This window comes from Thermophilibacter immobilis, from assembly GCF_015277515.1.
GTDB classification, from domain to species: Bacteria; Actinomycetota; Coriobacteriia; order Coriobacteriales; family Atopobiaceae; genus Thermophilibacter; species Thermophilibacter immobilis.
Genome location: NZ_CP063767.1, coordinates 185,474 through 205,448, shown reverse-complemented (window position 1 = coordinate 205,448; position 19,975 = coordinate 185,474). Strand labels below are relative to the sequence as shown.

General features: G+C 64.5%; 19 protein-coding genes and 1 pseudogene. 11 read left to right on the top strand and 9 right to left on the bottom strand.

Annotated elements, in window-relative coordinates:
• Window positions 1-126 precede the first annotated feature (126 nt).
• Both INP52_RS00950 and INP52_RS00945 read left to right on the top strand, forming a co-directional pair.
• Window positions 127-1,461 (top strand): Y-family DNA polymerase, encoded by a 1,335-nt coding sequence (locus tag INP52_RS00950; protein WP_194371602.1) that lies wholly within the window; start codon window positions 127-129, stop codon window positions 1,459-1,461.
• The gene (locus tag INP52_RS00945; RefSeq protein ID WP_194371601.1) at window positions 1,454-1,801 is read left to right on the top strand and encodes a hypothetical protein; all 348 of its coding nucleotides are present in this window, start codon (window positions 1,454-1,456) and stop codon (window positions 1,799-1,801) included. The genes INP52_RS00950 and INP52_RS00945 overlap by 8 nt, the downstream gene beginning before the upstream one ends.
• A 285-nt stretch (window positions 1,802-2,086) precedes the next feature.
• On the opposite strand, the gene INP52_RS00940 is transcribed toward INP52_RS00945, so the two are convergent.
• The 3 genes and pseudogenes from INP52_RS00940 to INP52_RS10110 all read right to left on the bottom strand — a co-directional run.
• Window positions 2,087-3,115 (bottom strand): MarR family winged helix-turn-helix transcriptional regulator, encoded by a 1,029-nt coding sequence (locus tag INP52_RS00940; protein ID WP_194371600.1) that lies wholly within the window; start codon window positions 3,113-3,115, stop codon window positions 2,087-2,089.
• A gap of 163 nt (window positions 3,116-3,278) precedes the next feature.
• Window positions 3,279-4,793 carry an aminotransferase class I/II-fold pyridoxal phosphate-dependent enzyme gene (locus tag INP52_RS00935; protein WP_194371598.1) on the bottom strand — a complete coding sequence of 505 codons (1,515 nt, stop codon included), beginning with the start codon at window positions 4,791-4,793 and terminating at the stop codon, window positions 3,279-3,281.
• A gap of 471 nt (window positions 4,794-5,264) precedes the next feature.
• Window positions 5,265-5,534: pseudogene (locus INP52_RS10110) on the bottom strand (class I SAM-dependent methyltransferase); the annotation flags it as partial.
• A gap of 169 nt (window positions 5,535-5,703) precedes the next feature.
• Here INP52_RS10110 and nth point away from each other — a divergent pair.
• Window positions 5,704-6,366, top strand: coding sequence for an endonuclease III (gene nth, locus INP52_RS00925; protein ID WP_194371596.1), 663 nt, complete (start codon window positions 5,704-5,706; stop codon window positions 6,364-6,366).
• A gap of 112 nt (window positions 6,367-6,478) precedes the next feature.
• The gene (locus tag INP52_RS00920) at window positions 6,479-6,847 is read left to right on the top strand and encodes a VOC family protein (RefSeq protein WP_194371594.1); all 369 of its coding nucleotides are present in this window, start codon (window positions 6,479-6,481) and stop codon (window positions 6,845-6,847) included.
• A gap of 28 nt (window positions 6,848-6,875) precedes the next feature.
• Here INP52_RS00920 and INP52_RS00915 read toward each other — a convergent pair whose 3' ends face one another.
• Both INP52_RS00915 and INP52_RS00910 read right to left on the bottom strand, forming a co-directional pair.
• Complete coding sequence (locus INP52_RS00915) at window positions 6,876-9,410, bottom strand: excinuclease ABC subunit UvrA (protein ID WP_194371592.1); 2,535 nt, start codon at window positions 9,408-9,410, stop codon at window positions 6,876-6,878.
• 4 nt (window positions 9,411-9,414) lie between these two features.
• Complete coding sequence (locus tag INP52_RS00910; RefSeq protein ID WP_194371590.1) at window positions 9,415-9,834, bottom strand: peptide deformylase; 420 nt, start codon at window positions 9,832-9,834, stop codon at window positions 9,415-9,417.
• 413 nt (window positions 9,835-10,247) lie between these two features.
• On the opposite strand from INP52_RS00910, the gene INP52_RS00905 reads away from it, so the two are divergent.
• A complete protein-coding gene (locus INP52_RS00905; protein WP_194371588.1) occupies window positions 10,248-10,853 on the top strand; it encodes a tRNA (cytidine(34)-2'-O)-methyltransferase in 606 nt (201 codons plus the stop codon).
• Here INP52_RS00905 and INP52_RS00900 read toward each other — a convergent pair.
• Together INP52_RS00900 and INP52_RS00895 are read right to left on the bottom strand one after the other, a co-directional pair.
• Window positions 10,850-11,257 carry a hypothetical protein gene (locus tag INP52_RS00900; RefSeq protein WP_194371586.1) on the bottom strand — a complete coding sequence of 136 codons (408 nt, stop codon included), beginning with the start codon at window positions 11,255-11,257 and terminating at the stop codon, window positions 10,850-10,852. The two genes, INP52_RS00905 and INP52_RS00900, sit on opposite strands and share 4 nt — an antisense overlap.
• A 51-nt stretch (window positions 11,258-11,308) precedes the next feature.
• Complete coding sequence (locus INP52_RS00895) at window positions 11,309-11,731, bottom strand: hypothetical protein (protein ID WP_194371585.1); 423 nt, start codon at window positions 11,729-11,731, stop codon at window positions 11,309-11,311.
• 288 nt (window positions 11,732-12,019) lie between these two features.
• On the opposite strand from INP52_RS00895, the gene INP52_RS00890 reads away from it, so the two are divergent.
• The 4 genes from INP52_RS00890 (at window position 12,020) to INP52_RS00875 (ending at window position 15,868) form a co-directional block, all read left to right on the top strand.
• Window positions 12,020-13,009: an ABC transporter substrate-binding protein gene (locus INP52_RS00890; RefSeq protein WP_194371584.1), complete on the top strand. Its 990-nt coding sequence runs from the start codon at window positions 12,020-12,022 to the stop codon at window positions 13,007-13,009.
• Between the two features lie 8 nt (window positions 13,010-13,017).
• Window positions 13,018-13,932 (top strand): ABC transporter permease, encoded by a 915-nt coding sequence (locus INP52_RS00885; RefSeq protein WP_194371583.1) that lies wholly within the window; start codon window positions 13,018-13,020, stop codon window positions 13,930-13,932.
• Window positions 13,932-14,732, top strand: coding sequence for an ABC transporter ATP-binding protein (locus INP52_RS00880; RefSeq protein ID WP_194371582.1), 801 nt, complete (start codon window positions 13,932-13,934; stop codon window positions 14,730-14,732). Before INP52_RS00885 ends, INP52_RS00880 begins: the two co-directional genes overlap by 1 nt.
• Before the next feature lie 275 nt (window positions 14,733-15,007).
• Window positions 15,008-15,868 carry an aldo/keto reductase gene (locus INP52_RS00875; RefSeq protein WP_194371581.1) on the top strand — a complete coding sequence of 287 codons (861 nt, stop codon included), beginning with the start codon at window positions 15,008-15,010 and terminating at the stop codon, window positions 15,866-15,868.
• Between the two features lie 217 nt (window positions 15,869-16,085).
• On the opposite strand, the gene INP52_RS00870 is transcribed toward INP52_RS00875, so the two are convergent.
• Together INP52_RS00870 and deoC are read right to left on the bottom strand one after the other, a co-directional pair.
• Entirely contained in the window at window positions 16,086-17,324 is a 1,239-nt protein-coding gene (locus tag INP52_RS00870) for an Nramp family divalent metal transporter (RefSeq protein ID WP_194372810.1), read from the bottom strand.
• 169 nt (window positions 17,325-17,493) lie between these two features.
• Entirely contained in the window at window positions 17,494-18,225 is a 732-nt protein-coding gene (gene deoC, locus INP52_RS00865; protein WP_194371580.1) for a deoxyribose-phosphate aldolase, read from the bottom strand.
• Between the two features lie 141 nt (window positions 18,226-18,366).
• On the opposite strand from deoC, the gene INP52_RS00860 reads away from it, so the two are divergent.
• Both INP52_RS00860 and INP52_RS00855 read left to right on the top strand, forming a co-directional pair.
• Window positions 18,367-19,161, top strand: coding sequence for a GntR family transcriptional regulator (locus INP52_RS00860; RefSeq protein WP_194371579.1), 795 nt, complete (start codon window positions 18,367-18,369; stop codon window positions 19,159-19,161).
• Between the two features lie 7 nt (window positions 19,162-19,168).
• Complete coding sequence (locus tag INP52_RS00855; RefSeq protein ID WP_194371577.1) at window positions 19,169-19,960, top strand: ElyC/SanA/YdcF family protein; 792 nt, start codon at window positions 19,169-19,171, stop codon at window positions 19,958-19,960.
• Window positions 19,961-19,975 lie beyond the last annotated feature (15 nt).

Sequence of the window (19,975 nt, the reverse complement as noted above, 5' to 3'; positions counted from 1 at the left end):
GTAAGAGAAGCGCCTCTTAGAACAAGGCATGTCGGCTTTGTGACGAGAGCCCCTGTCGCAATTTATGTTCCACGCTCCCCTCATCATGGTTCTTAATCAGAACATGTGTTTGTGCGAGGGGGAACCATGGAACACTTCTATCTGTGCATTGACCTCAAATGCTTCTATGCCTCGGTGGAGTGCGTGGACCGGGGATGGGACCCCTTCAAGAAGCTCATGGTGGTAGCCGATCCGTCGCGCGGCCCCAAGACCATCTGCCTGGCCGTCTCCCCCGCCATGAAGAAGCTCGGCGTTCGCAGCCGCTGCCGCGTCTTCCAGATTCCCAAGAGCATCGACTACGAGAAGACCCGTCCGCGCATGCGGCGCTACATGGAGGTCTCAGCCAAAATCTATGCTCTCTACCTGCGCTACTTCTCGCCCGACGACATCCACGTCTACTCGGTCGACGAGTGCTTCATCGACGTGGGCCCCTACCTTGCGCTCTATGACAAGACCCCGCGCAAGCTGGCCTGCGATCTCATGAAGCTCGTGCTCGAGAAGACGGGCATCTGCGCCACGGCGGGCATGGGTCCCAGCCTCTTTCTTGCCAAGGTTGCGCTGGACGTCACGGCCAAGCACGTTGACGATCACATCGGTTACCTGGACGAGGACGAGTTCAAGCTGCGCATCTGGCGCCATCGCCCTCTCACGGACATCTGGGGCATCGGGCCGGGAATCGCGCGACGCCTCAAGAACATGGGCGTCTATGACCTCGCAGGCGTTGTTCTCGCCGATAAGGATGCGCTCTACCAGGAGTTCGGGGTCAATGCTGAGCTGCTCATCGACCATGCCTGGGGTGTCGAGCCCTGTACGATCGCGCAGATTCACGCCTATCGCCCTCAGGCCCGTTCAATCTGCAACGCTCAGGTGCTCCCCTGCGACTACGACTACGACGAGGCGCGTCTCATCCTGCGTGAGATGGTGGATGCCTCCGCGCTGGACCTCGTGGAGAAGGGCCTCGTCTGCGGACACATCTCGCTCTTCCTGGGCTATGCCGCCGAGCGCCCCAGCGAAGACGGAGGCCCGGGCCCTACCGCGTCGCCCACGTTTACGGGCGAGCACGGCACGAGACGGCTGGGTCACGACCTGCCGCACGCAGGAGGCTCGCGCAAGCTGAAAGCGTGCACCAACGCACGCGCCGAGCTCACCGAGAGCTTCCTGCGTCTCTACGATCAGACTGCGGATCGCAACCGCGCCCTCAGGAGAATCAGCCTCAGCATGGGGGAGCTCGTGCCCGAGGAGTTCGCCAACCTCACCCTCTTCACGGACGCCAAGGCGCGCCAGGCCGACCATCGCCTCTCGGAGGCCACCCTGGCCGTAAAGCAGAGATTTGGCAAGAACGCCCTGGTGCGAGGCATGAGCTTAAGGGACAAGGCCACCGCACGCGAGAGGAACGCCCAGGTGGGAGGGCATCATGAGTGAAGGCTCTCCCGAGTGGGGCAAGGAGCGCAAGGCGACCCACGTGGACCGCGCCGCACAGTTCATGCCATTTGCCGCCCTCACCGGCTACTACGATCTCGTTCGGGCCCAGGAGAGCGTCGTCGAGCCACGCCACGACCTCTCGGCCGAGGACGTCGAGCGCATCTCGTCGGAGCTCTCCCGAGTACACAAGGGGGACCTCGTGCGCGTGAAGCACTACACCGACGGCTCCTACGTCACGCAGGAGGGCATTGTATCTCGCCTCGACGTTGCATCACATGAGCTGCAGGTGGTGCGCACTTGCATACGCTTCGAGGACGTCTGGCGAATCGAGGCGCTGTAGGGTTTCTCGGGCAGCCTTGGCACGGCTGGGCGACACGATTGGGGAGCTTTCTTGATATGGAGCGCCTCGGGTCGACAGCGCTATGCATTTTTCCTTATTCTGAGCAGTAATAATGCACAATAATGCATCTCTTCTCGACGGAAGATGCTCGAATATCAAAAAAACGCCCCAATAGTGCAAAGGGGAGCGCGAGGCAGGAAGCCTCATCGCAGGCGAGAAGAGCGTGCAACAAAAAAGGGGCCCGGAGCGGACTCCAGACCCCTTGTGCGCTAGGAAAGGCGCAGTCTAGCCGCGGTAGCCGCCTCGGCTCGAGCCATAGCCGCCACGCGAGCCGCGGTCGTCGCGTCCGCTGCGGTCGCTGCGGTCGCTGCGGTCGCTGCCGCCACGATAGCTTCCGCGGTCACGGTCATAGCCACCGTTGTTGCCACGATAGCTGCCCCGGTCGCGGTCGTATCCGCCGCCGTTGCCCCGGTAGCTGCCATGGTCACGGTCGTGCCCACCGTTGCTGCCGCCGTTGCCACGGTAGCCGCTGCGGTCGCGGTCGTATCCGCCGCTGTTGCCGCCACGATAGCCACCGTGCCCGCCGCGATCGTGATGGTCGTCGCGGTCGTGTCCGCCAAAGCCGCCGCGCGGGCCACGGTCGCTGCCGCCACGATAGCCGCCCCGGTCGTGGTGGTCATCGCGTCCGCGGGGGCCGCCAAAGCCGCCGCGCGGGCCACGGTCGTCGGGGCGCCCGCGACGCTCGTCGCGGTCGTTCTCGAGGCCCATGGCCGCCAGCGGGTCAATTACCTGGTCGAGCTGGGCGAGCAGCTGAGCCAAGGTCTCGTCATCCAGACCCGGAACGTAGCGCTCGACCTGGGCGCTTAGCGCCTCGACGCGCTCGAGGGCGTCGACGCTCGCCGTTACGACGACCTTGCGCATGTCGGCATCCTCGGGCTCGACGCGCGACACGAGGTCGTCAGCCTCGGCCTTGACGAGAATCTCGTTGAGCTCGCGCAGGCGCACGCCCAGGAGCTCGGCCATCTCCTTCTGCTCCATCTTGGGCTTGAGCTCGAGCAGGCGCATCGCGCGCTCGAGGGTACCCGTCTTGCCCGAGCCCTCCTCAGCCTGCTTGGAGAGCATATCGCGCCTGTTGCGCAGCAGGCGAGCCGCACGGTTCGCCTTGTCCAGGAGCTGCCTGTCCAGATCGCCCGTTGCGGGCTCGGCCTTCTCGGTCTTCGCAGCCTCGGCTGCCTGGGGAGCCTCCGCGGGCTCCGTCGTCTTCTCGGGCTCCGTAGCCTCGAGGTCCTGCTCGTCGTTCTCAAACTGGGACATTCAGTCTCCTTCTGCGCGTCTGCGCACCATAAACGAGGGGAGGCCCCTCTCGGAACCTCCCGATACTGCTGTTTAGTGTACGTGCAATCCACCTGCGCGAACCGCACGAGCACATATCCACAGGAAAGGCGCGGACCTGCTGCGGGGTCTCCCCGTCGCTTCGCTATGCCTGACGATAGTCTGACAGGAAGTCGGCAAGGTCCTCCATGCACTCGTGCAGCACGCCCATGCGTGGCAGGTAGACCACGCGGAAGTGATCCGGCTTGTCCCAGTTGAACCCACCGCCGCGCGTGACCAGGATGCGCTTCTCGTGCAGGAGATCGAGCGCGAACTGCTCGTCGTCGGTGATGTTGAACTTCTTGGCGTCAATCTTGGGAAAGATGTAGAACGCCGCCTTGGGCTTGACCGCCGTGACGCCGTCGATGGCATTAAGCGCCTCATAGACGTAGTCGCGCTGCTCCAGGATGCGCCCGCCGGGCTCCACGTAGCGCTCGACGCTCTGATAGCCGCCCAAGGCCGTCTGCACGATGGACTGTGCGGGCACGTTGGAGCACAGACGCATGTTGGAGAGCATGTTGATGCCCAGGACGAAGTCGCGCGCGCAGCGCTTGTTGCCCGAGAGCACCATCCAGCCGATGCGGTAGCCGGCCACCATGTGGCTCTTGGAGAGGCCGGAGAACGTGACGCAGAACAGGTCGGGCACGAGGCTCGCAATGGAGACGTGCTTCTCGCCGTCCATGCACAGGCGGTCGTAGATCTCGTCCGAGAAGATCATGAGCTGGTGGCGACGGGCGAGCTCCGCAATCTCCTCGAGAACCTCGCGCGGGTAGACGGCACCCGTGGGGTTGTTGGGGTTGATGATGACGAGCGCCTTGGTACGCGGCGTGACCTTGGACTCCATGTCGGCGAGATCGGGGTACCAGCCGGCGTCCTCGTCGCAGAGGTAGTGGACGGGGGTGCCGCCGGCCAGGGTCGCGCAGGCCGTCCAGAGCGGGTAGTCGGGGCTGGGGATGAGGATCTCGTCGCCGTTGTCGAGCAGCGCCTGCATGCAGAGCTGGATGAGCTCGGAGACGCCGTTGCCCGTGTAGATGCCCTCCATGTCCACGTTGGGGAGGTTCTTGAGCTGCGCGTACTGCATGATCGCCTTGCGCGCGGAGAAGAGGCCGCGCGAGTCCGAGTAGCCCTCGCAGTCCGTGAGCTGCTGGCGCATGTCGCTTACGACCTCGTCGGGGGTGCGAAAGCCAAACGGCGCGGGATTGCCGATGTTGAGCTTCAAGATGCGCTGGCCTTCGGCCTCCATGCGCGCCGCCTCATCGACGACGGGCCCGCGCACGTCATAGAGAACGTTCTCCAGCTTGGACGACTTCTTGAACTCGCGCATGGCAGTGCTCCTTTGAGTGGGGTCTTGAGAGGGGGGCGCAGGTGTGAAGATAGGCGCGAGCGCAGGCTCAGCAGCGGGATTCGTCCCGTCGAGCCAGTCCTCCTCGACGCCCAAAATGCTGGTGAGAAGCTCGAGGACGTCGCGGCGCGGCGTGACCTTGCCACTCACGTATTGGCTGACCTGGCTCTTTCCGAGCTTCTTGCCTCGTTCGGCAGCCATGCGAACCAGATCGGCCTGCTTGAGCCCCCTCTGGTCCAAAATCACACCGAGCCGATCGGAAAACGTATGGTTCCGCACGAGGCCTCCTTGAAGTTCAATTTTGCTCCTTAAATTGAACTTATCGTTGCAAGAAGTTCAACTTTGGTCCACTCTAGCACAACGAAATTGAACTTCAGGCGGGGTCCGAAGATTGCTGATGCATCCAGACCCCGTCACGCCTGCACGGCACGCATGCGCAGGTCGTCCACCGCCTCCGCCACGATGGCATCCACCTCATCTGTGGGCACGTCTGCAAACGGGCGCTTCACGAACAGGTGAATCCAATCCGCCATGCCCTCCGAACCTGCCGGCCTCATGGGCCGATCGAAGAGCTCCGCATGCGTCACCCGCAGGCCCGCAGCCTCTACGAGCGGCGCGTACCCCCCCCCCAACCGTGGGAAACCAGAACGGAATCTCGTAGCCCCGTCCGCGCGCAACAACGAACACTCGCGCGAGAGCCCCGTGAATGCGCGCGCAGCAGTCGCGACCCCCGCACTCAAAGACGAACTGGCCCCGAGGCGCAAGGGCGGCCGACACGCAGGCCAGGGCGTCGGGGTGCTTCTCGCAATCAATCCAGCGCAGCATCGCGTTGGAGAAGACTACGTCGACGGGCTCGCCCAGCGTGAAGTTCGTGGCGTCGACCCTCACAAAGCGCAGGTCGGGGTGGCGGGCGCGCGCGAGCCCAATCATCTCGGCCGAGGCGTCCCGCCAAAGGCGTCGAGCCCACGCCGCCGCAGCTCTACCGTGAGCGCCCCGTTTCCGTAGCCCAAGTCGAGACAGGTGGCTCCCGGCCGCGCGTCAATCAGATCGATTACACCCCGCCCGTAGGCGGGCACGAGCAAGAAGCCTTCTCGTATCCCGCTGCATCCCAGCTGATGTTCATCGCGACTCCTCGCGCCTCACGTTTTATCATCTCAGTATGAACGCAGACGCCAACCAAGGGAGACTCATGCCGCGAGAGACCAAAAAAGCCAAGGTGGAGCGCGCCATCGAGGTGTGCCGACGCCTTGACGAGAAGTACGGTCCCGTCGAGTGCTTCCTCGACCACACGGACCCGTTCCATCTGGTCATCTCGGTGCTTCTCTCCGCGCAGACCACGGACGCACAGGTCAACAGGGTCACACCGGCACTCTTCGTGCGCTTTCCCACACCCGAGGCCATGGCGGCGGCAACGCCCGTGGAGATCGCCCAAATCATTCACTCGCTTGGCTTCTACAAGACCAAGGCCACGCACTGCGTGGAGGCCGCCCAGATGATCGTCTCGAACTTTGGTGGCGAGGTCCCGCACACGATGGCTGAGCTCACCCGCCTGCCGGGCGTGGGGCGCAAGACGGCCAACATCGTCCTTAATGTCAGCTTTGGCATCGTCGAGGGCATCGCAGTGGACACGCACGTCAACCGCATCGCGCACCGTCTGGGCCTCTCACCCAAGACTCACGAGAAGGAGCCCCTCAAGACCGAGCAGGACCTCCTCGCCCTGCTCCCCCGCGAGCTCTGGGGGCCAGTCAACCACCAGTGGATTCGCCACGGGCGCGAGACCTGCCACGCACGTGGCCCCCTCTGCGACGGCTGCGTGCTCGAGGACATCTGCCCGAGTGCCCATCGCTGCTGAGCCCCCAGAATGGAGTCGCGTTCCACCTGCACGCCACGGTGCCAGTAGGGAACAATTAGAGTGTTCGTGCAAAGGGGAGGGGGCTGCCCCCGTCGTCGAGAAGGAGTGCGCAATGATCAACCATCTCACCATAAACACGCTGGACTTCAACCGCGCAAAGGCGTTCTACGGGGCCGCGCTTGCACCGATTGGCTATACGCAGGCCTTTGAGCACCCCGGATCGGTGTGCTTCGCCGATGCCTCCGACGCGGACTCCGTCTGGGTTTCCACCGCCAAGCAGGGCGCGACGCCCACACCGGTCCACATCGCCTTCACCGCCGCCGATGAGGCCTCGGTACAGGCCTTCTACGACGCCGCACTCAAGGCTGGCGCCACCGACAACGGCAAGCCCGGTCCTCGCCCCGACTACGGCCCGAACTACTATGCCGCCTTCGTGCACGATCCCGAGGGCAACAACATCGAGGCCGTCCACAACGCGTAGCACCCCGAGCGTGATCGGTGCCGCGTCTCTAGAGGTAACGCCCAGTCACGCTCCGTGGGTTCGCCGCGACCTCTTCGGGCGTGCCGGTGGCCACGATGCGCCCGCCCGCCGCGCCGCCGCCGGGCCCCAGATCGATGACATAGTCCGCGCTGGCAATAACGTCGAGGTCGTGCTCGATGACCACCACGGTCGCGCCCGCCTCGACAAGCCTTTGGAACACCGAGAGCAGCGTCCGCACGTCAAGCGGATGCAGCCCAATGGTGGGCTCGTCAAAGACAAATACCGCATCGTCCTGGGCGCGGCCCATCTCGCTCGCGAGCTTGAGCCGCTGCGCCTCGCCACCCGAGAGCGCGGGTGTGGCCTCACCGAGCATGAGGTAGCCCAGCCCCAGATCGTGCAGCGTCTGCAACCGCGAGGCCACGCGCTTGAGGTCACCGCATGCGTCAAGGGCCTCGTCGACACTGAGCGCCATGAGCTGCGGCAGCGCGAGGCCGGTTCCCGCCGGCGCCCCCTCGGGAGGACGGCGGACGGACGAGGCTTCCCGTGCATAGCGCGTGCCCCCGCAATCGGGACAGTCGATAACCACATCGGGCAGGAACTGCACGTCGAGCGACACCTGTCCCGTTCCGTCGCAGGTAGAACAACGCAGTCGTCCCGTGTTGTACGAAAAGTCACCTGCCTTGTATCCTGCAACCTTGGCCTGATCGGTACGGGCGTAGGCGCGGCGCAGCTCGTCGTGAACGCCGGAGTAGGTGGCCACCGTCGAGCGCACGTTGATGCCGATCGGGCTCGCGTCGATAAGGTTCACGCGCCGCACCCCCTCGGCGTCGAGGGCGCGCACGTGAGCAGGTAGGGGCTCACCCGCAGCCTGCGCCACAAGGGCCGGCACCAGGGTCTCCAGGACGAGCGTGGTCTTGCCCGAGCCCGAGACGCCGGTCACGACTACGAGGCGTGCGCGCGGCACGTCGACCGAGAGGGGCCGCACCGTATGGAGGGCACCTGTCTCCAGATGAATGAACCCCAGGTCAAAGAGCTTGTCAGCGGCAGCGCGCGGTCGTGTGCGCGTGCTCTTCTGTCCCGTGAGAAAGCCACCGATACGAGACGCCGGGTTGACTGCGACCTCCTCCACCGTACCCTGCGCGACCACGCGCCCTCCGTCCGCGCCCGCGCCGGGGCCCATCTCAATCAGGTGGTCCGTCTGGGCGAGGATGCGCACGTCGTGGTCAACCATCACCACGGAGTTCCCGTCCACCAGAAGGTCGCGCATCACGCCCAGAAGGCCGTCCACGTTGGAGGGGTGCAGCCCGATGGAAGGCTCGTCGAGCACGTAGAGCACTCCGGTCGTACGGTTGCGCACGGCGCGGGCCAACTGCACGCGCTGGCGCTCGCCCGTGGAGAGAGTCGCCGCCGCACGGTCGAGCGAGAGGTAGCCAAGACCCAGGTCGAGCAGGCGCCGCGCCGTGTGGGCGAACGAGTCGCAGATGCTCTGGGCCATCGGGCGCATCTCGGCCGGCAGGCTCTGGGGCACGGCCGCGACCCAGCCCGAAAGCTCGTCGAGCGTCATCGCCGTGGCCTCGGCCAAGTTGATGCCCGCGACCTGGGGACCGCGCGCCGCAGCCGAGAGCCGCGTGCCCCCGCAGTCCGGGCACGTTCCCTCGGTGAGGAAGCGTGCCACGCGCTTGAGACCCTTCTCGTCCTTGACCTTGGCCAGGGCGTTCTCCACCGTGTAGATTGCGTTGTAGTACGTGAAGTCCAGCTCGGCGAGGCTGTCCCCTTTCTTGGGCCGGTAGAGGATATGCCTCTTCTCGGCAGGCCCATGAAAGACAACGTCACGCTCGGCGACGGTGAGCTCGGAGAACGGCACGTCCGTGCGCACGCCCATCTCACGGCAGACCTGCTTCATGAGGTCCCACATGAGCGTCCCCCATGGTAGCACGGCCCCGTCGTCGATGGAGATGGACTCGTCCGGCACAAGCGCAGCCTCGTTCACGGTGCGCACAACGCCCGTTCCCTCGCAGGTAGGACAGGCGCCGCCGCTGTTAAAGGCCAGACCCTCCGCGCTGGGACCCTCGAACTCGGTGCCGCACCGGGGACAGCGGATCGGCCGGCCGGCCGCCACGGCCAGCGTGGGAGACGCATGCGCCCCGCACGACGGGCACACGTGGCCGCCCGCGCGCGAGAAGAGCAGACGCAGGCCGTTAAGCAGCTCAGACATGGTACCAAAGGTGCTGCGCACGCCCGGCACGCCCGGGCGTTGGTGAAGCGCAAGCGCCGCCGGAACGTAGCGGACCTCGTCGACCGCTGCGCCGCGCGCCTGCGTAAGGCGGCGACGCGTATAGGTAGAGAGCGCCTCCAGATAGCGACGCGAGCCCTCGGCATAGAGCACGCCCAGCGCCAGGGACGACTTTCCCGATCCCGAGACGCCCGCGATCCCCACCAGCTCATGCAGGGGCACGTCCACGTCGACGTTCTTGAGGTTATGAACGCGCGCACCATGTACCTCGATGTGATCGGGGATTCGGCCGCGCGCGGAGCCCGAATCCGGGCTTTTGCGCGAGGGCATGGGGCTAGACCAGCTTCCCCTTGCAGTGGTCAATCATGTGCTGAATCATCTGCGCGATCCAGCCTGTGAAGTCGCGTCGATGAGACTTGAGGACGCCACCGTCAAGCTCGTCATACGCGACCTTGATCTTTGCGAAGCGCGTTACGCTCGTCTCCTCCTCGTGCGTCAGGCAGCTCTCGGTAAGCTTGGAGCTCGAGAGCCCCATGAGGAGCTTGGGATTGTACATGACGTGCGTCTGACCCTTGTCGTCCTGGTAGGCCACGACGGCCTTGGTGATGCCAATCTGGTTGGCGGCGAGGCACACGGCCTCGTCAAGCGAGGCGAGCGTGTCGACCAGGTCGATCGCGACGGCGGCGTCTGCGGTGGTAGCAGGCTCGCACGGCGTGGCGAGAAGCGCATCGTCTTGTACCAGGTCCTTGATCATGGGGGTCCCTTCAGGTTTGGGTTATGGACGTGCGTCCTGCAGGCCATTATAGCGGCAGCTACCACTCGGACGACATGCCTACGGCACGGCACGACGCTGCCAGCCTCATGTCTAAGCCGTCGTCGCGCAGTTTTGGCCTTCGATGCACGTTTTTCTAAAATGCTGCGCAGTTTCGGCTCCCGGTACACGTCCTTTGGAGACCCCGCTGAGTAGTAGGCTCAATCGTTCGGATAGAACAAGCCTCTCACCTGCCCATCTATCATGGTCCATCTGTCGGGTGGAGTAGGGTTTATCCAGAAGACCCCAAATGGACGTGCGTCGGAGAGCTAAACTGCGCAGGGATTCGACAAAACGTGTGTCGAAGGCCAAAACTGCGCAGATTGACAGATATTTCCAGCGAACGAGGAGGCATCATGCTCAACGTCGTGCTGTACGAGCCGGAGATTCCCGCCAACACGGGCAACATCGGGCGCACCTGCGTGCTCACGGGCTCCCGCCTGCACCTTGTGGGACCGCTCGGCTTCTCTCTGGACGACCACCTGCTGCATCGGGCGGGCCTCGGATACTGGGACAGCCTCGACGTCACCGTCTATAAGAACTGGAGCGACTTCCTCACGCGTAATGGCTTTGAGCTGGCCGGCTTCGAGCCGCGTCTGCATTTGCTCACCAAGAAGGCACGTCGTACCTATGCCGAGACGCCCCACGCGCGTGACGACTACCTGGTCTTTGGCAGGGAGAGCACCGGCATCCCCGACGACGTGCTCGCCTCGCTGCCACAAAGCTGCGAGCGCATCCCCATGCTGCCAGACGCCGCCTCGCTGAACAACGCCCAGACGTGGGCCGCAGGCAGTCCAAGCCGCGACCACGCTGCCCTCCGACAACAGGACATCTGCGGAAACTTCATTAACCCCGAGGACCACCGCATAAGCTCCCTCAACCTCTCCAACGCCGTCGCCATCGTCCTCTACGAAGCCCTGCGCCAGACCGGCTTCGGGGGCATGGAGCTGCCGGCTCGCTAAGAGCTGCGAGGCATTCCGTCGAGCTTGACCACGCGTCGATCGTAGGTCACCAGGCCGTTCGTCTCCTCCTCGACGTCGGAGAGCTGGGTATAGACAAACCCGGCAAGTCCCCGCTCCTCGAGCGCGTCGATTTGGGCAAGAAGCGCGAGCACCGAAGCGACGTAGCTCTCCACGTCGTCGAGCTGCTCGTAGCCGTAGGAGGATGCGAACGCGCAATGACCCGAAACTGCGCGGCTCAGCCCGCCAAACTCCGAGATGAGAAAGGCCCTGCGCGCACGAGAGTCATCCGGGTACACCTCGAGCGGCCTGAAGTAGTTATGCACGCTCAGGAAGTCACCGCAACGTTGGTCGTACCAGCCGCTCGTGGCGTCAATTGCGCGGGTCGGGTCAAGCTCGCGCACCATCACGAACGCCTTGGTCGCATCGAACTGCCCCCAGCCCTCGTTGAAGAGGCATCAGGCCACAATACAGGGATGATTGTGCAGGTGGAGCACGGTCCCCTGACACGTCTGAGTCCACTCGGCGCAATAGCGAGCGTCATCCGACGCGAGGGCCCGCATGCCGCGCAAAGTATGGTCCTCCAGGCGGCTCCAGGAGCATCGGAAGAGCGTGGGCTTATAGCTTGTTTGCCAGGCGTCGAGAGGGCCGCCCCCGCTCACCATGTCCTGCATCACGAGCATGCCGAGGTGATCGCAGTGGTAGTACCACCAGCCGTTGAGCGGGCAGGAGCTCGCGCGCGCAAACTGCGGGTGCGGGTGCGGCGCGGGTCGCCCCTCGCCGGCCTCGATCTTCTCGCCCCAGGGAGTGAGCAGTGGTCGGGGAACCGCTCCGTCCGGCTTGCAGGGCCTGCTCGCAAGGACGCGCCTGATGTCGAGCATGCGATCCCCCCCCCGGGGGGGTTCGTCGCCTCCATGGTAGTGTCGTTTTCCCCGAGCCTGCCGGAGCGCACGGAACGCGCCCCCGGAGAAGTCTTTCCGTGCACTCCGGCACGCTCGCGCGATCCACCCGCTTTGCCGCTTCTCTTCAGGCATTAGCAACGATACGGTTACGTAACATCAAACGCCGTTCCCGCCACGCCCACACGATAGGTAGAATTCGGATACTCGCGTATCTGCGACGGGCGGCGTCTCCGTGGGGCTGTCGGTCGCCACATCCAAGGAGGACTCATGGGATCCATCGGCAGGCGGACCTTCGTCACCGGCGCCGCAGGTGCGACTCTGCTCGCGCTCGGCGCGTGCGGCCAGTCCAACTCCGGCTCCACCGACACCGCATCCAGCACCTCGTCCGACAAGACCTACAAGATCGGTGTCCTGCAGCTCACCGAGCACGCCGCGCTCGACGCCGCCAACAAGGGCTTCATCGCCGCGCTCGACGAGTCTGGCGTCTCCTACGAGGCCGACCAGCAAAACGCCCAGAACGACCAGTCCGCCTGCACCACCATTGCCTCGAAGTTCCTGGGCGATGCCGACGACCTCATCTTCGCCATCGCCACCCCGGCGGCGCAGGCCGTGGCCGCCGTCACGGATGAGATTCCCATCGTGGGCACCGCCATCACCGACTATGCCTCCGCCGGCCTCGCCGACTCCAATGACGCCCCCGGGCGCAACATCACCGGCACCTCGGACATGAACCCGGTCGACCAGCAGATTGCCATGCTCCAGCAGGTCCTCCCCGAGGCCACGCACGTAGGACTGCTCTTCTGTACCGCCGAGGCCAACTCTGAGATCCAGATCGAGATGGCCGAGGCCGCGCTCGACAAGGCTGGACTCACGCACGACCGCTTCACGGTCTCCAGCTCCAATGAAATCCAGTCCGTCGTCGAGTCGATGGTCGGCAAGGTCGACGCCGTCTACACCCCCACGGACAACACCATCGCCGCTGGCATGGCGCAGGTCGGCCAGATCGCCAAGGAGGGAAAGCTCCCCATCATCGCCGGCGAGGAGAACATGTGCCTGGCAGGCGGCGTATGCACCCTCTCGATCGACTACACCACCCTCGGCCACATGGCCGGAGAGATGGCCGTCAAGATCCTCACGCAGGGTGCCAACCCCGCTGAGATGGCTATCGAGCAGGAGGACTCCTCTCAGCTCAAGGTCATCAAGAACGAGGACATGGCTGAGGCCCTCGGCATCGACCTCTCCGTCCTCGACGACTAGGCGCCCCCATGCAGATAGCAATTCTCGGCGCCGTCTCCCAAGGCATCCTCTGGGGCATCATGGTCCTCGGGGTCTTCATCACCTACAAGCTGCTGGACATTCCCGACCTCACGGTCGACGGCAGCTTTGCCACGGGCGGGTGCGTGTGCGCGGTGCTCGTAGTGAGCGGCCATGACCCCGCGCTCGCCATCGCGGCGGCCACGGCCGCAGGAGCCGTGTGCGGCCTGGTCACGGGCCTGCTCACCACGCTCTTCAAGATTCCCGCGATTCTCTCCGGAATCCTCACGCAGATCAGCCTGTGGTCCATCAACCTGCGCATCATGGGCAAGTCGAATACGCCTCTGCTCACGGGCGACACCATCTTCAACCAGCTCGGTGACTTCACGGGGCTGTCCAGCAACGCGGTCGCCATCATCATCGGCCTCGTGGTGGCCGCCATCGTGGTGGCCCTGCTGTACTGGTTCTTTGGTACCGAGCTTGGGAGCGCCCTGCGCGCCACCGGCAACAACGCGGCCATGATCCGCGCGCTCGGCGTCAACACGAACACAATGAAGGTCATCGCCCTCACGCTTTCCAACGCGCTCGTGGGCCTCTCCGGTGGGCTCATCTGCCAGATGCAGAAGTACGCCGATGTCGGCATGGGCACGGGCGCAATCGTCATCGGCCTCGCGGCCATCGTCATCGGCGAGGTGCTGGGCCGTCTCGTGCCCGGCGGGCTCTCGCAGTTCTCCACCAGGCTCGTCTCGGCCGTGGCGGGGTCCATCATCTACTTCCTCATCCGCGCCATCGTGCTGCAAATGGGCCTCGATGCCAACGACATGAAGCTGCTCAGCGCCATTATCGTGGTGCTGGCCCTGAGCGTGCCGGTCCTCTGGGAGAGCTTCCAGCGACGCCGCTCCTACGCGAAGGGGGGCGAGCTCTGATGGCCACCCTCAAGCTCTCGCACGTCACCAAGACCTTCAACCGGGGGACCGTCACCGAGAAGCGCGCCCTCACCAACGTGAGCCTCGACCTTGTCGACGGGGACTTCGTTACCGTCATCGGTGGCAACGGGGCAGGCAAGTCCACCCTGCTCAACATGGTCGCAGGAGTCTATCCTCTCGACTCGGGCACTGTCACGCTCGGGAAAACGGACATATCGCGCCTCTCCGAACCAAAGCGAGCCCGCTACCTGGGTCGCGTATTCCAGGACCCCATGCTGGGGACGGCCTCCGACCTGCAGATCGAGGAGAACCTCGCGCTGGCCAAGAGGCGCGGCAAGAAGCGCAGTCTAGCCTGGGGCGTCACCAAGCAGGAGCGCGAGGAGTATCCGCGGCTGCTCGCCGAGCTCGATTTGGGGCTTGAGAGTCGCATGAGCTCCAAGGTGGGCTTGCTCTCCGGCGGGCAGCGCCAGGCGCTCACCCTGCTCATGGCAACGCTCACCAACCCCGAACTGCTGCTCCTTGACGAGCACACCGCCGCGCTCGACCCCAAGACGGCCAAGAAGGTGCTTGACCTCACCCAGAGGATCGTCGGCGAGCGCAAGCTCACCACGATCATGGTCACGCACAACATGACCGACGCCATCCGCCTGGGCAACCGCCTCATCATGATGCACGAGGGCACCATAATCTACGACGCCTCCGGTGCCGAGAAGCACACGCTCACGGTACCTGACCTGCTGCAGAAGTTCGAGGAGGTCTCCGGCGGAGAGTTCGCGAACGACCGCATGCTGCTGAGCTAGCGCTCCTTTGCATATTCGCCGTGGCACGCGGCCATCGCCCAGAACAAAGTGTTTTTGGGCGATGGCCGTGCTCTTTTACGGACGCGGAGCGGCTAGGATGGACTTGTCAGCGGTTTTTTCCGCACTCCCCGAATAGCAAGCCTTCCGCAGATTGTAAAATATCAGGTCAAGGGCTTGCCGAAAATCGAGCCACTCAGGCCAACCTCTAAAAACTGCTGACAAGTCCCCTTGCGACCCAGAAAAGCCGCTAAGAGACGTGTACACAGGAGGATTCCATGGACACCGCAACACTCAAGCTCAACAACGGCATCGTCATTCCCACGCTCGGCTTTGGGACCTGGCTCATCCCCAACGACCAGGCGGCAGACACCGTATGCTGTGCCCTCAAGAGTGGCTATCACCACATCGACACCGCCCAGGGCTATGGCAACGAGGAGGGAGTCGGGCGCGGGCTGCGCCAGAGCGGCGTGGCACGCGAGGACGTCTTCGTGACCACCAAGGTCGCCGCTGGCCTCAAGGGCTACGACTCGACGGCTGCCTCGATCGACGAGTCCCTTGCCAAGCTCGGTCTCGACTCTCTTGACCTCCTCCTCATCCACAGCCCTCAGCCCTGGGACGCATACGGCTCCGATGACCGCTACCTCGCCGGCAACCGCGAGACCTGGCGCGCGATGGAGGACGCCGTCGGCGCAGGCAAGGTGCGCTCCATCGGCGTCTCCAACTTTCAGGTGGGCGACCTCCAGAACATCCTGGGGGTCTGCCACATCAAGCCCGCCGCCAACCAGATTCGCGCGCACGTGGGCGCCATGCCTTTCGAGCTCATCGACTGGTGTCGCGCACGCGAAATCGTGGTGGAGGCGTATTCCCCCATCGCCCACGGCGCCACGCTCGCCAACGCCGCGCTCGCCGCCATGGCCGACCGCTACGACGCGGGCGTGGGCCGACTGTGTGTGCGCTACTGCCTGCAGCACGACCTTGTGGCGCTGCCCAAGGCGGCCAATCCCGACCATATCCGCGCCAACGCCCAGCTCGACTTCACCATCTCCGACGAGGACATGGCCGCGCTCGACGCCGTCGACCCCATCGCTGACTACGAGCGCGACGAGCGTTTCCCCGCCTTTCATGGCAGGCTCTAGAACCGGCACCGCGCTTCGGCGCGCGTCGCGCAGCTTCTTTGTGGCCGCACATGCCAAGGTTGCTTGACTGACAAAACATATGACTTCTCTACCTGCGAAAACGTAGAGGCATCCTAGCAAAAGCCCTCTACTTCGACTTTTGCGGCCGCACAAAGCCTCCTAGGTCGGGCCTCGCGCGGAGAGGGGCGTCGTCAACGGCAGACCCAAGCGGGGCGTCCTAGCCGCCGTTTACGAGCGAGAGCACGTTGAGCACGGTCACTATGATACCTATGACCACGAGAAGGACCTTGAGCCCCACCCCGTTGGCGTAGCCGCCCATGACCCGCTTGGAGCTGGTCAGGTAGATCTGCAGGAAAATCGTGATGGGCAGCTGCAGCGAGAGCGCCGCCTGTGAGAGCACGAGACCCTGGAACGGATCGCTCACAAAGAAGATGGCGGCCGTGCCCAGTACGAACGTGAGCACCACGCCCAGCGAGCTGTGGCGATCGTGGATGTCGTACGGCTCGGCCGCCATGCCCGCCGAGATGGTCCCCGCCGCCATGCCCGCCGTGACGGACGAGGAGACGCCGGCCATGAGCAGGGCGAGCGCAAAGATGAACGAGGCCGCTCGGCCCAGCATGGGCGTGAGCGTTGAGGCCGCCTGGGCGAGGTCGGTAATCTGGACGCCCGCCTTCCAGAACGTAGCCGCCGCAAGGATGACCATCGCGGAGTTGATGGCCCATCCCACGATCATCGAGAAGAGCGTGTCCGTGAACTCATGCGACAGGCGCTCCCGGATGACCTCGTCACCCTGCATGTCGTACCTGCTGCTCTGGATGATCTCGGAATGCAGGAAGAGGTTGTGAGGCATGACCACGGCGCCGAGCACGCTCATGATTACCACGGACGAGCCGGCCGGCGCGCTGGGCACAACCCACGAGACCGCCGCCAGGGGCCAGTCGACCTGCACGAGCGCGATCTCGATCAGAAACGACAGGCCGATCACAGACACGAAGCCGATGATCAGCCGCTCGATGCGCTGATACGAGTTGGTGAGCAGCAAGGCGAGCGAGACGGCCGCCACCAGAATCGACCCGATCTGCAGGGGCAGCTGGAAGAGCATCTGCAGCGCGATGGCACCGCCCAGGACCTCGGCCATGGCCGTGGCCACGGAGGCGAGCATCGCCGTCGCAAGCACAACGCGGGAGACCGGACGCGGAAGATAGTCCGTCGTGGCCTCGGCCAGGCACTTCCCGCTCACGATCCCCAGGTGTGCGACGTTGTGCTGCAACACGACGAGCATGACGGTGGATAGGGTGACCACCCACAGGAGCGCGTAGCCATACGTGGAACCCGCCGCCATGTTGGACGCCCAGTTGCCCGGGTCGATAAACCCAACCGTGACCAGGAGCCCCGGTCCTATGGACTTGAGAACCTCGAGGCCCCCGCGATGCCCCGTGTGGACGTCTCCCCAGATCTTGCGCCTAGTGCACTCTCCTACCGTAGACGTAGCTGCCCCCGATTGCCCTCAAATGTCACAAGCCTCTCCTATTCTACCTGTCCGAATGCAACGGGGACAGGCGTTCAACGTGATTTGGGACACCAAGGGCAGCTTTGCCTTCTTCAAAGGGCAAAAGTCACGACCCCTATGCCTGCTTCTTGGCCTCCTCGGGCGTGCAGCCCAGAGCCTTGGGCGTGGAAGCGTACCCCACGCCCATGCGGTCAATGCCCCTGTCGATGAGCTCGAGGAAGTGCTCGCGGGTGCGAATGGCACCGGAGCCCTTGATCTTGATCTTGCCCTCGCCGGCCTCGATCATGGCCGCGACGACCTCGTTGGTGGCACCGACGTTCTCGTGGCCCGTGAGGAAGCCCGTAGAGCTCTTGATGAAGTCGGCCCCGGCCTTGACGGCGCACTGCGTGCCCTGCTTCACCTGGTCGATGGTGAGCGAGTCGGTCTCGATGATAACCTTGACGTTGACGCCGTGGGCATGGCAGGCCTCGACCGTGGGGGCGAGGTCGCTCACCACGTAGTCAAGGTCGCCGGAGCGCAGCCGTCCGTAGTTAGCCACGATGTCCAGGTCCTCGATCTCGTACTCGGAGCAGTATTTCTCGGCGAGAAGAGCCTTGGCCTCGGTGGTCGCCAGGCCAAACGGGAAGTCGCACACCACGCACAGGCCCGTAACGGTCCCCTTGACCATGGGAGCCACGATATCCAGCGAGGAGGGGTTGATACAGATGGTCTTGCAGCCGAAGTCGATGCCTTCCTGGCTGTACTTCTTGATCTCCTCGACGGTGAACTCGGGCTTGAGGACCGACTGGTCGATGTAGGCGGCCAGCTCGCGTTCGCACATCTCTGCTGCCTTCTTGGTGGGCTTCATGGCGTTTCCCTTCCTCTTGTGGCTCCGTGATAGAATTTCTTGGCGCGTCTGATTTAATTGATTCATTTGTATGATTCAATTCAATCTAGAAGTAACCTAGCAGACTGGCGTAGATGAAGAAGCAAAATCGGAGGCTTTCCCGTGGACGGCACAAAAATAGCCGCAAGCGTCACGCTTGACCCCCTGTCGGGCAAGCCGCTCTATCGTCAGCTCTCGGAGGGGCTTGCGCAGCTCGTCTTAGACGGAACGCTGCATCCCGGCGACCCCCTCCCCACCGAGGAGACCCTCTGCGACGCGCTGGGGGTCTCGCGCACCACGGCGCGCAAGGCCTACGCGGAGCTCGTCGACGCGGGCCGCGTGGTGCGCCGTCCCCGGAGGGGCTCGTTTGTCGCCGAGCCCAAGCTTCCCCGCAGTCTCGACACAGTCCACAACTTCTCGGAGGAGATGCTCAAACTCGGCATGAATCCCACCTCGAAGGTCCTGGGGTTCAGCGTCACCAAGCCGAGCGCCTGGGTCGCGGAGCGTCTGGGGATAGGCCCCCAGACGAACGTCTTCGAGATCTGCCGTCTGAGGCTTGCCGACGGCGAGCCCATCCTGCTCGAGACCGCCTGGATCCCCTGCCACTTCTGTCCCAACCTCAAGGAGGAGCAGCTCACACGCTCGCTCTACGCGCTCATCACCGAGGCGACCGGGCGGATCGCCCAAGGCGCGCACGAGACCTACGAGGCCGCGCGCCTCTCGCGAGTCGACGCGCGCCAGCTGGGCTGCGCCGAGGGGGACCCCACGTTCATCATCCGCCGCTCGACGTCGGACTCGGGAGGCGAGACGTTCGAGTGCTCGCGCATCGTGGCTCCCGGCGACCGCAACCAATATGAGGTGTCGCTGCAGCGCGACGGCTCCACGCACGCGGGCATCGTCCCCACCAGACAAGGCTGAGAAGACCATGGGCCCTGCCGAGACCGCGCGTAACCTCAATACCCTCGCTGCCTTCACGGGCATGCGCGACGTTGCGTCGCTCGATCGCTGCACCCTGGAGGCGGCCGGGGTGCCCGATGGCCAGGTTGACGTGGCCATCCTCACGGGAGGCACCATCCCTTCCGGGGCAGACGTGATGGCAGAGGCCATGCAAGCGCACGTAGCACGCACCTATGCCCTGGTGGGTGGCACCGGTCACACGACCGCGACCTTTCGGGCGCGCGCCCGCGAGCTCTGGGAACCGTTGGACTTCTCCGATGACGCGAGCGAGGCGGAGATCTTCGATGCCTATCTGCGCACGCGCCACGGGCTCGCCGCTGACCTCCTGGAGACGCGCTCAACCAACTCGGGCGAGAACATCGCGTTCTTGTTCAAGCTGCTTCGGGCTCGTGGGCTCGAGCCCACGAGCGTCCTTCTCATCCAGGATGCGACGCTGCAGCGGCGCCTTGACGCGACCCTGCGCCTCCAGGAGCCTCAGGTGCGGGTGGTCAACTACGCCGCCTATCAGACGCGCCTCGTCGTGTGGGGCGACGCGACCGCCTTTGCGCCGGAGCCCCTGGGCATGTGGGAGCCCGAGCGCTATCGGACGCTCCTCATGGGCGAGATGTCCCGGCTCATCGACACCCCAGGGGGCTATGGTCCCCTCGGTGCGAACTTCATCGCTCACGTGGACGTGCCGGACAGGGCCTGTCAGGCGTTCGAGCGACTGCGGGCAGCGTTTCCCGACTCCGCGCGCGACCTCACGCGTACTCAAGCGTGAGCGCCCCAGAAATCG

What these genes read in the sequence shown, in the direction of transcription:
- INP52_RS00950 (WP_194371602.1), top strand. Translation starts at nt 127, where the DNA reads ATGGAACACTTCTATCTGTGCATTGACCTCAAATGCTTCTATGCCTCG.
- INP52_RS00945 (WP_194371601.1), top strand. Translation starts at nt 1,454, where the DNA reads ATGAGTGAAGGCTCTCCCGAGTGGGGCAAGGAGCGCAAGGCGACCCAC.
- INP52_RS00940 (WP_194371600.1), bottom strand. Translation starts at nt 3,115, where the DNA reads ATGTCCCAGTTTGAGAACGACGAGCAGGACCTCGAGGCTACGGAGCCC.
- nth (WP_194371596.1), top strand. Translation starts at nt 5,704, where the DNA reads ATGCCGCGAGAGACCAAAAAAGCCAAGGTGGAGCGCGCCATCGAGGTG.
- INP52_RS00920 (WP_194371594.1), top strand. Translation starts at nt 6,479, where the DNA reads ATGATCAACCATCTCACCATAAACACGCTGGACTTCAACCGCGCAAAG.
- INP52_RS00915 (WP_194371592.1), bottom strand. Translation starts at nt 9,410, where the DNA reads ATGCCCTCGCGCAAAAGCCCGGATTCGGGCTCCGCGCGCGGCCGAATC.
- INP52_RS00910 (WP_194371590.1), bottom strand. Translation starts at nt 9,834, where the DNA reads ATGATCAAGGACCTGGTACAAGACGATGCGCTTCTCGCCACGCCGTGC.
- INP52_RS00905 (WP_194371588.1), top strand. Translation starts at nt 10,248, where the DNA reads ATGCTCAACGTCGTGCTGTACGAGCCGGAGATTCCCGCCAACACGGGC.
- INP52_RS00900 (WP_194371586.1), bottom strand. Translation starts at nt 11,257, where the DNA reads ATGGTGCGCGAGCTTGACCCGACCCGCGCAATTGACGCCACGAGCGGC.
- INP52_RS00895 (WP_194371585.1), bottom strand. Translation starts at nt 11,731, where the DNA reads ATGCTCGACATCAGGCGCGTCCTTGCGAGCAGGCCCTGCAAGCCGGAC.
- INP52_RS00890 (WP_194371584.1), top strand. Translation starts at nt 12,020, where the DNA reads ATGGGATCCATCGGCAGGCGGACCTTCGTCACCGGCGCCGCAGGTGCG.
- INP52_RS00885 (WP_194371583.1), top strand. Translation starts at nt 13,018, where the DNA reads ATGCAGATAGCAATTCTCGGCGCCGTCTCCCAAGGCATCCTCTGGGGC.
- INP52_RS00880 (WP_194371582.1), top strand. Translation starts at nt 13,932, where the DNA reads ATGGCCACCCTCAAGCTCTCGCACGTCACCAAGACCTTCAACCGGGGG.
- INP52_RS00875 (WP_194371581.1), top strand. Translation starts at nt 15,008, where the DNA reads ATGGACACCGCAACACTCAAGCTCAACAACGGCATCGTCATTCCCACG.
- deoC (WP_194371580.1), bottom strand. Translation starts at nt 18,225, where the DNA reads ATGAAGCCCACCAAGAAGGCAGCAGAGATGTGCGAACGCGAGCTGGCC.
- INP52_RS00855 (WP_194371577.1), top strand. Translation starts at nt 19,169, where the DNA reads ATGGGCCCTGCCGAGACCGCGCGTAACCTCAATACCCTCGCTGCCTTC.